Source organism: Niastella koreensis GR20-10, from assembly GCF_000246855.1.
Lineage (GTDB): Bacteria > Bacteroidota > Bacteroidia > Chitinophagales > Chitinophagaceae > Niastella > Niastella koreensis.
In genome coordinates this window covers 8,203,102-8,218,670 of record NC_016609.1, presented here as the reverse complement: position 1 = coordinate 8,218,670, position 15,569 = coordinate 8,203,102, and the positions used below count along the sequence as shown (strand labels likewise).

The 15,569-nt window shown below is 45.4% G+C and carries 13 protein-coding genes; 12 read left to right on the top strand and 1 reads right to left on the bottom strand.

The window, feature by feature from the left end:
* Positions 1-136: 136 nt before the first annotated feature.
* The 7 genes from NIAKO_RS32925 to NIAKO_RS32895 all read left to right on the top strand — a co-directional run bounded on the left by NIAKO_RS32925 (position 137) and on the right by NIAKO_RS32895 (position 7,512).
* Positions 137-958, top strand: coding sequence for a penicillin-binding transpeptidase domain-containing protein (locus NIAKO_RS32925; protein ID WP_014222826.1), 822 nt, complete (start codon positions 137-139; stop codon positions 956-958).
* A 314-nt stretch (positions 959-1,272) separates the two neighbouring features.
* Positions 1,273-2,274, top strand: coding sequence for a VWA domain-containing protein (locus NIAKO_RS32920; protein ID WP_014222825.1), 1,002 nt, complete (start codon positions 1,273-1,275; stop codon positions 2,272-2,274).
* Positions 2,271-2,897: a tetratricopeptide repeat protein gene (locus NIAKO_RS32915; RefSeq protein ID WP_133055235.1), complete on the top strand. Its 627-nt coding sequence runs from the start codon at positions 2,271-2,273 to the stop codon at positions 2,895-2,897. The genes NIAKO_RS32920 and NIAKO_RS32915 overlap by 4 nt, the downstream gene beginning before the upstream one ends.
* Before the next feature lie 206 nt (positions 2,898-3,103).
* A complete protein-coding gene (gene ispG, locus NIAKO_RS32910) occupies positions 3,104-5,101 on the top strand; it encodes a (E)-4-hydroxy-3-methylbut-2-enyl-diphosphate synthase (protein WP_014222823.1) in 1,998 nt (665 codons plus the stop codon).
* A gap of 118 nt (positions 5,102-5,219) precedes the next feature.
* Positions 5,220-6,173: a helix-turn-helix transcriptional regulator gene (locus tag NIAKO_RS32905; protein WP_014222822.1), complete on the top strand. Its 954-nt coding sequence runs from the start codon at positions 5,220-5,222 to the stop codon at positions 6,171-6,173.
* A gap of 217 nt (positions 6,174-6,390) precedes the next feature.
* On the top strand, positions 6,391-6,879 hold the full coding sequence (locus tag NIAKO_RS32900) for a DinB family protein (RefSeq protein ID WP_014222821.1): 489 nt from the start codon (positions 6,391-6,393) through the stop codon (positions 6,877-6,879).
* A gap of 132 nt (positions 6,880-7,011) precedes the next feature.
* Positions 7,012-7,512, top strand: coding sequence for a GyrI-like domain-containing protein (locus NIAKO_RS32895; RefSeq protein ID WP_014222820.1), 501 nt, complete (start codon positions 7,012-7,014; stop codon positions 7,510-7,512).
* 56 nt (positions 7,513-7,568) lie between these two features.
* Here the strand turns inward: NIAKO_RS32895 and galK are convergent, their stop codons facing one another.
* Positions 7,569-8,726, bottom strand: a complete 1,158-nt coding sequence (gene galK / locus NIAKO_RS32890) for a galactokinase (protein WP_014222819.1) — start codon at positions 8,724-8,726, stop codon at positions 7,569-7,571.
* Between the two features lie 65 nt (positions 8,727-8,791).
* On the opposite strand from galK, the gene NIAKO_RS32885 reads away from it, so the two are divergent.
* From NIAKO_RS32885 to NIAKO_RS32865, 5 genes are all read left to right on the top strand, one after another.
* The gene (locus NIAKO_RS32885; RefSeq protein ID WP_014222818.1) at positions 8,792-9,754 is read left to right on the top strand and encodes an aldose 1-epimerase; all 963 of its coding nucleotides are present in this window, start codon (positions 8,792-8,794) and stop codon (positions 9,752-9,754) included.
* A 22-nt stretch (positions 9,755-9,776) separates the two neighbouring features.
* Complete coding sequence (locus NIAKO_RS32880) at positions 9,777-10,556, top strand: hypothetical protein (RefSeq protein ID WP_014222817.1); 780 nt, start codon at positions 9,777-9,779, stop codon at positions 10,554-10,556.
* 62 nt (positions 10,557-10,618) lie between these two features.
* Positions 10,619-12,226, top strand: coding sequence for an L-aspartate oxidase (nadB, locus tag NIAKO_RS32875; RefSeq protein ID WP_014222816.1), 1,608 nt, complete (start codon positions 10,619-10,621; stop codon positions 12,224-12,226).
* Between the two features lie 11 nt (positions 12,227-12,237).
* Positions 12,238-12,963 carry a nucleotidyltransferase family protein gene (locus NIAKO_RS32870; RefSeq protein ID WP_014222815.1) on the top strand — a complete coding sequence of 242 codons (726 nt, stop codon included), beginning with the start codon at positions 12,238-12,240 and terminating at the stop codon, positions 12,961-12,963.
* Positions 12,964-13,064: 101 nt separating this feature from the next.
* A complete protein-coding gene (locus tag NIAKO_RS32865; protein WP_014222814.1) occupies positions 13,065-15,512 on the top strand; it encodes a bifunctional YncE family protein/alkaline phosphatase family protein in 2,448 nt (815 codons plus the stop codon).
* Positions 15,513-15,569: the final 57 nt, after the last annotated feature.

Genomic DNA, 15,569 nt, shown 5'->3' with positions numbered 1-15,569 from the left:
CAGGGTTGCAGGTTACAGGTTCCAGGGCTCGTTTTCCCTGTAACCTGAAACCTGTAACGGTCTTCCATTAGCATATTATCAAATTAGCACATTAGCACATTCGCCGTTTGCCTTACTTTTGCCCCAAATTTCTCATATGCTTAAATGGATCACAGGGGCTCTCTTTATAGTTACCTTGGCTGCCTGCTCACCTAATAATGTTACTGTTGATAACAGCCTGAAAAAATATTTCGACCAAAATAAAGTTACCGGCTGCTTTGGCCTTTTCGATAATGGACAGGGACATTTTACCATTTACAATCTGCCCCGCTTTAGCGACAGCGTATATACACCTGCGTCTACCTTCAAGATAGTTAACTCCCTTATTGGTTTGGAAGAAGGGATTGTGGCAGATACCAATACCGTTTTCAAATGGGACAGCGTTAACCGCCCCCGCACCGAATGCAACCGCGATATGACCATGTGGGATGCCTTCCGCATTTCGTGCCCACCATGGTACCAGGAACTGGCCCGCCGCATTGGCCAACCCAAAATGCAACACTGGTTAGATACCCTGGGGTATGCCCGCCGCTACGATACCTTTAAAATAAAGAACAACCTCGATACCTTCTGGCTCGATAACTCGGCCAAAGTAACCGCCGATGAAGAGTTAGGACTGGTAAAGAAATTATACTTCGACCAACTGCCTTTTCAAAAAAGATCGCAACGCATTGTACGCAGCATGATGTTGTGGGAAAACAATTCCAATTACAAACTGAGTTATAAAACCGGTTGGAACACTACGCCTAAAGGCACCCAGCTGGGCTGGATCGTGGGCTGGATAGAAGAAAACAAACATCCCTACTTTTTTGCCCTGCAGGTTGAATCACCGGATCCCAATATAGATTTTAAAACTATCAGGATAGGCCTGCTGAAACAGATCCTTAAGGAATATGGATTCTTCGAAGGAAAGAAATAGCCAATAACTAATTAGCTAATGTGCTAATTAGATAATGTGCTAATTAGACAATGTGCTAATGGTTCAGGTTTGGCCAGTCTTATTATTAGCTAATCTGCCTTAAAACATTAAAGCCCGCTGCGTGCAAGCTCATGCGGGCTTCTTTTTTATATAATTATTTGATTTTGTTAATAATACGAAGTACTTTAACTAACATTTTAGAGCACTAATACTTAAATTTAAAAGAATACTAATTTGGTCTAAATCTTGCATTTACTAGGCGCTCATTGTATTGGTTTTCCATTATCTCATTAGCAAATTATCACATTATCACATTGGATTACCGTTTTCAACATATCGAATACCTCATCGCCCTGGCCACCATCCCGCTGCTGGTAGCATTGTATTTTCAGTTATTATACTGGAAAAAGAATACCATCAAAAAAATCGGGGACCACAACCTGGTACAGTCGCTCATTGCCAATTATTCGCCCACTAATTTTTTACTGAAGTTCCTGTTCTTCGCCCTCGCACTGGCCGCTGTAATTGCAGCAGCTGCCAACCTGCAAAAGCCAGGCGCCATGGAAGATGTACAACGCAAAGGGGTAGATGTAGTGATTGCGTTGGATGTAAGTAAAAGTATGCTGGCTGAAGATATAAAACCCAATCGCCTGGAAAGGGCCCGCCAGCTCGTTTATAAACTAATGGACCAGTTACCCAACGACCGGGTAGGCCTGGTGCTGTTTGCCGGAAGGGCTTATTTGCAAATGCCATTGACCACCGATCATAGCGCTGCCCATATGTACATTCAACAGGCCGGTCCTGATGTAGTGCCTACCCAGGGCACAGTAATCTCTGAAGCTTTACGCGCCAGTAACTCGGCATTCAATAGCAAGGAAAGAAAATTTAAATCAATAGTATTGATCACCGATGGTGAAGACCACGATCCGCAGGCTGTTCCCCTGGCACAACAACTGGAACAGGATGGTGTAATGATCAATACTGTTGGTATTGGTTCTGCCGAAGGCGCGCCTATTATGGACCCTGCCACCAATGCCTACAAAAAAGATGAAAACGGCAATACCGTTGTTACAAAATTGAATGAAGGTGAATTGCAACAACTGGCCGGGGCTACCAAAGGCGTGTATGTGAAACTGGATGATGTGGATGCCGCAGTAAACGCCATTACCAAACAATTAGGTACTATTGAATCAAATATTCTGGATGATAATGCATTCAGGGATTATAAAAGTTATTTTCAATGGTTCCTCGCCATTGCCCTTGTGTTCCTGATAATAGAATTCTTTTTACCTGAACGGAAATTAAAAGCAGCTTGAAAAACTTATTCTATATATCGTTGATGCCATTGCTCCTGTTTTTGCCGGTACTGGTAAAAGCGCAGGAAGAAAATGGCGCCATCCGGGAAGGAAATAAATTGTATCACAACCGGCAGTTTGATAAAGCAATGCCTGCTTATCAAAAAGCGATAGCAGAGAACCCTAAAAATTTAACTGCCCGCTATAACCTCGCCAATGCCCGTTTTCGCACCGGTAATATGCCTGATGCGGAAAAAGCATATGATGATCTGATTGATAATACTACCGAAGATAAATACAAGGAAAAAGGGTATTACAACAAAGGCGTTACCTTAACCAAACAACAAAAGCTGCAGGAAAGCATCGATGCTTACAAGGATGCGTTAAAACTAGATCCTAAAGACGAAGACGCCCGCTTTAACCTGCAAAAAGCCTTAACAGAACAGAAGAAACAAAACCAGTCGCAACAAAAGCAGCAAAAACAACAGCCGCAGAAACAAAAGCAAAAGCCCGAGAACAATAAACTCGATAAAAGAAAGATCGAACAGTACCTGAAGTCGCTTGAACAAAAAGAACAGGATGTTCAGCGAAAAATGCAGCAAAACCGCGCCCGCTCGGTAACACAGCCCGAAAAAGACTGGTAGGGCGCGCCGCAGGCGGCGCCCGGTTGACGAGTTGACAAGTTAACCTGTTAACGTGTTAACCAGCCATTCGTTATTTTCAATCTTATCAACCTGTTAACTTGTCAACCCCGTCAACCAGTTAACTTTTCAACCTTCCCACTTTGTCGTAAATTCGCAGTCAATTTGCCCGTAATCAACTGGCAATAACTTAAATTATAATAATAAAAATGCAGCTTTACTGCGACTCATTGACCGAATATAAACGCCTGGCAACCCGTGAAGTACGAATTGGAGATTTGCTGCTGGGCAACTTTAACCCTATCCGTGTTCAAACCATGACCACCACCGATACCATGGATACCATTGCTACTGTTGAGCAAAGTATCCGCTGTATCGAAGCCGGTGCAGAAATGGTGCGCATTACCGCCCCCAGTAAAAAAGAAGCGGAGAACCTGCTGAATATAAAGAACGAGCTGCACAAAAGAGGGTATAAAACCCCGCTGATAGCCGATATTCACTTCACGCCCAACGCTGCCGAAATTGCGGCCCGCATTATTGAAAAAGTACGGGTAAACCCGGGCAACTACGTTGATAAAAAGAAATTTGAACAAATAGATTATACCGATGCAGAATACGCAGAGGAAATTGATCGCATTCGCGAACGCTTTACGCCTCTGGTGAAGATCTGTAAAGAATATGGCACCGCCATGCGCATTGGCACCAATCACGGTTCCCTCAGCGACCGCATCATGAGCCGCTATGGCGATACGCCCATGGGCATGGTAGAAAGCGCTATGGAATTCCTGCGCATTGCCCGTAATGAAAGCTATCACAATATTATCCTGAGCATGAAAGCCAGTAATCCCCAGGTAATGGTTCAGGCCTACCGGCTGCTGGTAAACGTAATGATGGATGAATTTGGCGAGGCTTATCCTTTACACCTGGGGGTAACAGAAGCCGGCGATGGCGAAGATGGAAGAATAAAATCAGCCATTGGTATTGGCACCCTGCTCGAAGATGGACTCGGTGATACCATCCGCGTTTCATTAACGGAAGATCCGGAGTTTGAGATCCCGGTTTGCCGCGACCTGGTCAATCGATATACCAACAGGCAATTGGTAACAGGCAATAAACAAACTGGAATACCGGCAATTACAAAAGTGCCCTACTCTCCGTTTGAATATACAAGAAGAAGCACCGATACCGTATCGAACATCGGTGGTAAACACGTACCCGTAGTAGTGGCCGACTTCATGAAAGCCGCTTCTATTCGTCATGAAGACTTACAGGCCATTGGCTATACCTATAACACCGAAACGGATAAATTCATCATTGCCGACGCCGCAGCAGATTACCTGTATACCGGTAAAAAGTTACCTGACTTTGCATTACCCGGTACATTGAAAGTAATTTGCGATCATGCTACCTGGTTAAACGCCCCGGACAAGGAGAAGTATTATCCGTTATTTCAATCAACCGAATACCTGAAAAGCACCGATCATTCAGGCAAGCTGAATTTTGTGGCAGTTGATGTAAACCAAACCAACTGCCAGGAACTGTTACAAAAAATTCGCAAAGATTACACGGTAGTATTGTGTTTGTATTCATCAAACGCGCACACCATGCCATCGGTACGGCGCTACATTATTGAACTGATGAACCAGGGCATTACCTGTCCCATTATTCTTTCGGTAGAAAGTAATGATACTACGATCGATGAACAACTGATCCATTTTTCAACCGATAGCGGCGCCCTGCTGCTCGATGGCATGGGCGATGGCATTTGGCTGATGAATGAACCGGAAAAGATCCGGAACCAGAAAGTAAGTGGCCGTACTTACCTGGAAACAAAAAGCAATCACCAGTTCATCAATAACACCTCTTTCTCCATTTTACAGGCCACGCGTACCCGCATTTCCAAAACCGAATATATTTCCTGTCCTTCCTGCGGCCGTACCCTGTTCGACCTGCAGGAAACCACTGCGAAGATCCGTTCGGTGACCCATCACCTGAAAGGCGTTAAGATCGCTATCATGGGTTGTATTGTGAATGGTCCTGGCGAAATGGCCGATGCTGACTTTGGCTACGTAGGCAGTGGTGTAGGCAAGATCACTTTATATAAAGGAAAAGAAATTGTAAAACGCAACGTAGATAGCGCCATTGCTGTGGAAGAATTGATTAATTTGTTGAAGGAAAATAATGCCTGGGTAGAGAAGACAGCTTAAAGCTATAAGCCATAAGCTGTAAGCAAAAACCGCGAATCAAAGGCTTACGGCTTAAAGCTTACAGCTTATAGCCTGCATTTTAGGTATCGTAAATTCAAAACTTACAACTAAAGCTTCATTGAACCGGATTGATCGCTTACATGCCATTCTTACTCACCTGCAAAGTAAAAAAAGGGTTACTGCGCAGGAAGTGGCCGATCGTTTTAACATCAGCTTACGTACGGTGTACCGCGATGTTAAAGCATTGGAAGAAAGCGGCGTGCCGGTGATCGGCGAAGCAGGAAGTGGTTATACCATTATGGAAGGCTATCGCCTGCCGCCCGTTATGTTTACCCAGGAAGAAGCCTCGGCCCTGCTGTTAGGTTCCAAACTCACGGAGCATCTTACAGATGAATCGATAAAGAAGCATTTCAACGCTGCCTTATATAAAATAAAAGCTGTGCTCCGCACTTCCGACAAGGAGCATATGGACCAGCTGAATGATAACATTGCGGTTTTCTCGCGTATGCCGGCCGATGATTCAGCAGGCCGCTATCTTACGGAACTGCAAAAAGCACTGGGTGATAAAAAAGAGATCCGCATCCGGTACCAATCCGGCGAAGATGCCGTGACAGAAAGGAACCTGGAACCCATTGGTCTGTGTCACTATGGCCAGGCCTGGCACCTGATAGGCTGGTGCAAGCTGCGCAATGGTTACCGCGATTTCAGGGTAAGCCGCATTCAGCAATTACAAATCCTCGATCATACGTTTGATCCGGAATCACACCCTTCCCTGCGGGAATACATGCAAACGATGATCAATCATTCCGAGCTGCAGGAAGTGTGCGTACGGTTCTCCCGCCAGGCTGCCCGCCACATTGGTAATCAAAAATATTACTATGGCTATGTGCGGGAAGAAGCGAAAGACGATTACGTGCTCATGTATTATGTCACCTCTTCGCTGGAGTATTTTGGCCGCTGGCTGCTGACGTACACCCATCATGTGTTTATTGAATCGCCTGAAGCCCTGCATAATGTAATGAAAGACCTCACCGAAGAGATCCGCCTGCATTACCTCCCCATAAATGCTTAACGCTGAACGCTTAAGGCTTAACGCTACGCTCCGAAATGGCTGTCTGCCCGAACAAACTCAAACATTCCGAATACCAGACCAGGCCGGCATTCTGCGTTCCGCCTTTAGCAGCCTTTCAAAAAATATCTCAAACTTTTGTAGGTGCTACTGACATACTGTTGTCACAGTGTGGGTGTTATTTTGGTTTTATAACCTTCACACTTTAAATATTATTCAAATGATACGCACTATTCATGACTTTCTCGACCGCTGGAAAGAAGAAACCGAAGCAACCCTGAAGATCTTCCGCAACCTTACCGATGAATCGTTGCAGGTTGTTATTCCCGGCGGGCGCACCCTGGGACGGCTGGCGAATCATATTGTTGAAACAGTCACTGAAATGCCGCACAACCTGAATTTACCCATCAGGGAAGAATACGTTGCCTATGATACTGTTGAAGAACTGGTAACACATTATAAAAAATACGCTGACCAACTGGTAGCCGCAATTATCAGCTACTGGACAGATGAAACACTGGATGAAGAACAAAACATGTATGGCGCGTCGTGGAAAAACGGCTTTTCGCTGTGGGTGCTGTTAACCCATCAGGCGCATCACCGTGGCCAGATGACGGTGCTGATGCGCATGGCCGGATTAAAAGTGCCAGGCGTATACGGACCAAGCAAAGAAGAATGGATTGCATGGGGTAAAGAGGCATTGGCTTAAAGATTCATACGTCATATTTCATGCTTTGTACCGCTGATATCCTTTTTCAGTTAAAACATGTCCAATTCATCCGGTGCCAATCGTTATTATACAGTGCAGCGTGGTTATTCACTCATTTTAAAAGTAATTTGTATGCATATAAAAACTTATCCGCCATTAACGGTATTAAGCAGTATACATCAAACTACCATATCTCAAATTCATGAGTTTGGTCCGGTTATGGCTGAACTCTATGCAGAAGCAGGCCGCAAAAGCTTTATCAATGGACCGCTGCATTGGATCTATTATGGAATGGATGGAAATCCGGACACTACGTTTACACTTGAAATAGCTATTCCAATAAGAAAGGCATTTCATTCCGCCAGGTTTCAGGTAAAGGAACTTGATTTTTTCAAAGCCATCACCTTTCCGCATGAAGGGCCCTGGGAACAATTACCCGGCAGTCATGCCCAGATCATGGAACGGCTGGCAGAACACCATATACCGGTTACCAACGAGTGCCGGGAAGTATTTCTGAACATCAATTTTGCAGAACCGGAAAAGAATATGACCGAGATTCAAATAGGGGTATCGCCAGGAAAAACACAAAACCGGCCAGGTGCCCAAAAGCGGCTTCTGCCGGTATACATTTAAAACGCAGAACGCCTGACGCTAAAAGCATCAGGCGTTCTGTTTTTATGCGTTGCGCATTAAGCGTTTTGCATATTTAATACTTTAGTTCCATCCTCTATTTGAGTAACATACACCTCCGGTATAATCTTAAATAAACCATTAAACGCAGACTGGATCCTTTGCGTGAAGGTATCTACTGCATCTGCCTGCACGATATTGATGGTACAGCCACCAAACCCACCGCCCATCATGCGGGCGCCGGCCACGCCGGTGATATGCTGCGCGCATTCAGCCAGAAAATCCAGCTCTGTACAGCTCACTGAATATTTTTTACTCAACCCTTCGTGCGTGGCAAACATCAGTTTACCAAAAGTAGTGAGGTCGTTTTTCTTTAATGCATCACAACCTGCCAGCAATCTTTCTTTTTCATACACAATGAATGAGCAACGATCAAATACTACAGGCGGCAATTCATCCTGGTGTTGCAGCAACATCGCGGGCGCCACATCGCGCAATGATTTTATTTCAGGAAAATGCTTTTGTAAAATAGCCACGCCCTCTTCACACTGCTGACGGCGTACATTGTATTCACTACCGGCCAGCGAATGGCTCACCATACTGTTTACCAGTACGATCTTGTAAGCCGGAAAATCAAACGGAATGTATTCATATTCCAGGCTGCGGCAATCGAGCTTCATTACATGGCCTTTTTTTCCATGCAGGCTGGCAAACTGGTCCATGATGCCACATTTAACGCCCACGAACGTATGTTCGGTTTTTTGACCAATGAACGCGAGGTCCATCCGGCTCAGCCCCAGCTGAAACAATTCATTGAGCGCAAAACCATAAGCCGAGCATAAAGCTGCGGAAGAGCTCATACCTGCTCCAACCGGAATATCGCCATCGATCACCAGGTCAACCCCGCCGATCTTTTTTCCCTGTTGCTGAATATGATAGCTTACTCCCAGCAAATAGTTCATCCAGCCCTTTTGCGGGCCTGTTATATCTAAAGAAAATGAATATGATTCGTTAAACTGACTGGCAAATACATTTACCGTATTGGTTTCATTGGGTGCAATGGCAACGTAAATTCTTTTGTCAACTGCGCCGGGTAACACAAAACCATAATTATAATCGGTGTGTTCGCCAATGAGGTTTACTCTGCCCGGGGCTCCAATGACAAGTGGTTCTTTATTAAATCGTTCGCGAAAGGCCTGCTGTATTTTTTTAAACATGCTACTATATCGTTAGATGAATTATTAATTTTAAAAAATTTTCCGTAGTACCTAAATAGATTCCCATGAGTTTCAGCGTTTCCCGTGTTACCGAAAACGGGTTTTCATTGGTTAAGCTGCAAGATAATGCAACAAATACAATCATCACTATTCTACCTGAATATGGCGCATTGCTTCACAGTTTTCAAATTCCGGTTAACGGCCGGCACCTGAATATTATCGACAGCTATACCAGTCGCGAACAGGTGGAGCTGGAGCTGGACGATTCCTTTAAAAGCAGCAAGTTATCGCCATTTGTTTGCCGCGTACGTGATGGAAAATATACGCTTGAAGAAGAGGACTTCGAGTTCGCCAATAAATTTACCGATGGCAATGCCATTCATGGGTTGTTGTATAACAGACCATTCAGGGTCATAAATGAATTTGCCGACGAAAGCCAGGCAAGTGTAACGCTCAGGTATCAATTTAAACGCGAAGACCCTGGTTATCCTTACGAATTCAATTGTGAAGTACGATACACCTTGCTGCCCCGCAGCATTCTGCAGCTGGAAACTATTGTGCTAAACCTCGATAGCTTATCCATTCCCCTGGCAGATGGCTGGCATCCTTATTTTGCATTGGGCGGCCTCATCGACAATCATGAACTGTCCGTAAGCACCGATTCAATGCTCGAGTTCGATAACAAATTAATTCCTACCGCCACACTCATCCCCAATACAACACTGGCAGAAGGAATTTTGATCGGCAACCAGCAGTTCGACAATTGTTTTGTTGTGAAACCGGTTGCCCAGGGACCCATTGCCGTGCTGTACAATCCAGACAACGCCGTGTTTGTTTCATTTTTCACCAATACCAAATATCCGTACATCCAGATTTATACTCCGCCGCACCGCAAAAGCATTGCCATCGAAAACCTCAGTGCAGCGCCCGATTGCTTTAATAACGGGCTGGGATTGCAAATGCTTACGCCCAGCCGTTCACAAACATTTACGGTTTGGTATCAGGCCGGAGTGGCTGAAAACGATTAACTTGCCCATAAATAACCACTAAATGAAGAATAAGTTTTTGAAATATGTCCTAACCGTAGCGATCTGTGTGTTTTTCGCTAGCTGCTACGAGGTAAATGAAGAGATCGAGATCAAAGCCGATGGCAGCGGCACCTACGTTACTAAAATGGATATGGGGCAGTTGATTGATCTGATGCAGACATTTGCCGGTGACGAAGAAATAAAAAAAGATGGATTGGACAGAGTGGTTGACACTACCATTTACTGGAAAAGCCTGGTAGATACAGCGAAAGATATAACGGCCGATCAAAAGGAATTACTGAAAGACGGGAAAATGAACCTGCAGATGAACATCAAGGAAAAGGTGTTCAAAATGAATTTGGATTTCCCTTACAAAAACCTGAACAACCTGCAGCAATTAATGAGTGGAAAAGCTACCGGCGGCCAGGGTTTAGCCAACGCTTTCAAAAGTATGTTTGGCAAGGGCGACGAACAAACAACGCCAACTCCCGGCGGACCGGATATGAGCGACTTTGCAGCCATATTTGATGTTACTGTGAAAAACGGGATCATAACAAAAAAGGTAAACGAAGAAAAATACAAAGCATTGATGAGCCGGCCTGAAATGGGACAATTGAAACAATTGAACACGAACGGTATGGAGATCCTGTACACTACTACCATCAAGCTGCCCCGCCCTGCTAAAAAACCCGAGAACCCGCTGCTCACATTGTCTGATGATAAAAAAACAGTAACCATGAAATACAACCTGCTTGAGTTACTGGATAACCCTGCAAAATTTGCTTATACCATTAACTATTAGGCCGTGGGTATAACATTGGATTAATACGCATTTTTAACTAGGTTTGAGGTTTCGGAAATACTATGCAAACTGATTTTCTTGTTATCGGCTCCGGTATAGCCGGATTGACCTTCGCACTAAAGGCGGCTCAACGTTTCCCTGATAAAAAGGTGCTTGTGATTACCAAAACACAGGCAGATGAAACCAATACCAAATACGCACAGGGTGGTATTGCCGGTGTATGGGATTTTGAAAAAGACAGCTTCGACAAACATATTGAAGACACGCTTATTTCCGGTGACGGCCTGTGTAATAAACAGGTGGTTGAAATTGTAGTGAAGGAAGGCGTTGATCGCATTCAGGAACTGATTGACTGGGGCGCCCGGTTCGATAAAGAATCTGATGGCGATTATAAACTAGGTAAAGAAGGCGGTCACAGCGAATTTCGCGTACTGCATCATAAAGATGTTACGGGCAGGGAAATGGAACGGGCCATGTTGGAAGCCGCCCAGAACCAGCCCAATATCAGGATCGTAAATCATTGCTACGTGGTTGATCTGCTTACCCAACACCACCTGGGTTACCTGATCACCAAATCAACTCCCCATATTGAATGTTATGGTGTGTATGTGCTGAACCTGAAAACAAACCAGATGGAAAAGATCCTGGCCAACATCACAGTTTTGGCCAGTGGCGGCAACGGACAGGTTTATCGCTCCACCACCAACCCCGGCATTGCAACCGGCGATGGCATTGCCATGGTATACCGCGCCAAAGGCCGCATCGAGAACATGGAATTCATCCAGTTTCATCCTACTGCTTTGTATGAATTAGGAGTAACCGGACAGTCATTTCTGATCTCAGAAGCCGTTCGTGGCGATGGCGGTATTTTGCGTAATAAGAATGGCGAAGCCTTTATGGAGCGCTATGATCCGCGAAAAGACCTGGCGCCCCGCGATATTGTAGCCCGCGCCATAGATAGTGAAATGAAGATCAGCGGTACCGAGTATGTGTACCTCGACGTTACCCATATCCCCACCGATAAATTCATTGAGCATTTCCCTAACATTTATGAGAAATGCCGGTCTATTGGCATCGATGTAGCTAAACAATACATACCCGTGGCGCCTGCCGCACACTATAGCTGTGGCGGCATCAAGACCGATGAATGGGGCCGCACTTCCATTAAAAATTTATACGCCGCCGGCGAATGCGCCAGCACCGGTTTACACGGCGCCAACCGGTTGGCGAGTAACTCTTTGCTGGAAGCGATGGTATTTGCCCATCGCAGCTTTGTAGATGCGGCTGAGAAAATAAAATCAATGGAAGTGTCCACTGACGCCCAATCAATCCCAGATTGGAAAGCAACCGGCACTACACAGCCAAAGGAAATGATCCTTATTACCCAAAGTTTGAAAGAACTGCAGCAGGTAATGAGTGATTATGTAGGTATTGTGCGCACCAACATCAGGTTGGAACGGGCGGCCAAACGCCTCGACCTGTTGTGGGAAGAAACAGAATCCCTGTATCAAACAACCGCCCTGTCGCCCCAGTTGTGCGAACTGCGTAATATGATCACCGTTGGTTACCTGATCGTAAAATGCGCCCAGTTCCGCAAAGAAAGCCGTGGATTGCATTTTAATACTGACTATCCGTACAAGAGTACGCTGGTACAGAATATTGTTTTATAAAAATCCGCCGAATGGACAATCTGCAAGGTATGATCTTCGCTGCCGGTTTGGGTACCCGGTTCAAACCCTGGACCGACAAACATCCCAAGGCATTGGCGCTGGTGCATGGTAAAAGCCTGTTGCAACACAATATTGAATACCTGCAACAATACGGCATTTCCAATGTAGTGGTGAATGTGCATCATTTTGCCAACCAGATTGTTGAAGCCCTTGACAAAAACAAAGGCTGGGGCAGCACCATTACCATCAGCGATGAAACGGAGGAAGTGCTGGAAACCGGTGGCGGCATCAAAAAAGCAGCGCACTTATTTACTGCAGATACCATTGTTATTATCAACGTAGATATCTTAACCGATCTTGACCTGGAGAAAATGATTGCCTTTCACCAGCAGGAACACCCGGTTTCAACACTGGCAGTTACCAGCAGAACTACTTCCCGTTATTTCCTGTTCGATGAAGCCAACACCCTGTGTGGCTGGCGCAATACCAAAACCGGCGAAGAAAAAATTGCCCGTCCAACTGCAACGTACATCCCCAAAGCATTCAGCGGTATTCATGTCATCAGCAAACAATTGTTATCGTTGATTGAACGCCAAGGAAAATTCTCCATGGTTGATGTATACCTCGATCTTGCCAGAACCCATAGCATAAAAGGCTTCGATCACAGCGGCTCGCGGTTTATAGATGTAGGCAAACCCGATTCGGTAGCACAGGCGGAAATGTTATTCAGTAAATAATCCGATGCAAACGTTTGCGCACCGTCATATTATATTAAAAAATTATTAAGCAGGCCCCGCACGGGTGCAATACAGTATCTTTATCGCCTTAGATACTGAACATGAGCAAAATCCCTTTCGCAGCACTTTTTATTTCGCTGGTTAGCGCCTCTGTAGCAATCGCACAACCAACTCCCTATAATGCCAATACGCATGAACGGGTTACACTTTCCAACGGGTGGCATTTAAGCCCTGCCGGACGGTCGTTACCGCTGGGCGATCTGCCCCTGAACCTGGTTGTTTCTCCTTCAAAAAAATATTTAGCAGTTACCAACAATGGCCAAAGCGTGCAATCGATCCAACTCATCGATGCAAAAACCGAACAGGTACTGCACAGCGAAGTAATTCCCAAAAGCTGGTATGGTTTGAAGTTTTCTGCCGATGAAAAATACCTGTATGCATCGGGTGGCAACGACAACTGGATCATGCAATATGCCATCACCGGTAAAAAACTGGTAGCTGCTGACAGCATCAGGCTGGGCGACAAATGGCCAACGAAAATTGCACCTGCGGGCATTGAAATCGACGATGCAAAGAAACTGATGTACGTGGTTACCCGTGAAGATAATAGCCTTTATATAGTTGACCTGGCTACAAAGAAAGTAGTACAACGGATACCATTATCAGCCGAGGCCTATACCTGCCAGTTATCGCCCAATAAAAACGAACTGTACATCTCCCTGTGGGGTGGCGATAAAGTGGTTGTGTTCAACACCACTAACAAGTCAATTACCGACTCTATAACGGTGGGCGACAATCCCAACGAATTATGTCTTACCAAAAACGGGAAACGGCTGTTTGTTGCCAATGCCAACGACAACTCGGTATCGGTGATCGATGTAGCACAACGTAAAGTAATTGAAACTTTCAACACAGCCTTATATCCCAATGCACCCAATGGTTCAACCACCAATGGCCTGGCATTAAGCGCCAATGAAAAAACATTGTACATCGCCAATGCCGATAATAACTGCTTGGCAGTATTTGATGTAAGCAAACCAGTTGCCAGTTCGTCAAAAGGATTTATCCCTACCGGCTGGTATCCTACCAATGTAAAAGTGATTGGCAAAAAAATATATGTGGCCAATGGCAAAGGCTTTTCTTCTTTTGCCAACCCCGATGGTCCCAAGCCGGTTAAAACACAGGAAGAAGTGAACTATCAACAGGGCGATAGCAAAAAGCCCACCGCAGTACAATACATTGCCGGTTTGTTCAAAGGCACGTTGAGCATTATTGACGAGCCCACAGAACAACAAATGAGCAGCTATTCAAAAATGGTGTACGACAATACGCCTTACAATAAAGAAAAAGAACTGACAACACTGGGCGAACCGGGCAACCCCATTCCCATGAAAACAGGTGACGCCTCTCCCATTAAATATGTCTTTTACGTAATTAAGGAAAACCGCACCTACGACCAGGTGCTGGGCGATATCACCACCGGCAATGGCGATCCCAAACTGGTTTTGTTTGGTGAAAAAGTAACTCCCAACCTGCATGCCCTTGCAAAAGAGTTTGTGTTGCTGGATAATTTTTATGTTGATGGTGAAGTAAGCGCCGACGGCCACAACTGGACCATGGGTGGTTATGCAACCGACTACCTGGAAAAAACCTGGCCTACCAGCTATGGCGGCCGCGGTGGTACTTATTCGGCTGAGGGCAACCGCGAGATTGCCAATAATAAAAAAGGCTTTTTTTGGGACCATTGCAACCGCGCCGGCGTAAGCTATCGTACCTATGGTGAATTTGCCGATAATTATAAACCCAACATCCCGGTTTTAAAAGATCATTTATGTACCTCTTATACCGGTTGGGACCTGGCTACCCGCGATACCGTTCGCTTTTACCAATGGAAAAAAGATTTTGATTCCCTCTTAACCAATAATCAACTGCCCCACTTTAATACGGTTCGTTTTGGTAACGACCATACCGAAGGCTTACGCAAAGGCCGGCCTTCTCCCTATGCCCATGTGGCCGATAACGACCTGGCAGTTGGCATGTTTATAGAATACCTGAGCAAAAGCCCCATCTGGAAAGAGTGCGCCGTATTTGTAATTGAAGACGATGCACAAAATGGCGCCGACCATGTGGATGCGCATCGCAGTACCGCTTATGTGGCGGGTGGTTTGGTAAAACGCCGCTATATTGACCATACCATGTATTCTACCTCGTCCATGTTACGCACTATGGAGCTGATCCTGGGCATCCCGCCGATGAGCCAGTACGATGCGGCCGCCACGCCAATGTTCCGTTGTTTTACCACCACAGCCAACCTGACCCCGTTTCAGTCATTGCCCGCCAATATTGACCTGAACGAGAAAAACGTGGCCCAAAATAAATGGCAGCAAAAATCTGAAGCATTTAACCTGAAAAAGGAAGATGCCGTACCCGACCTGGAATTCAATATTGTATTATGGCATGGCCTCAAAGGCGACAATACTCCTTTTCCCGGTCCCAAACGGGCGGCTTTTGTAAAGCTGACTAAAGAGGCTGAAGATGATGACGATTAATTAATTGAACACTCAATAGGTAAAGGGAATACACCATGTATTCCCTTTTTCATTTCT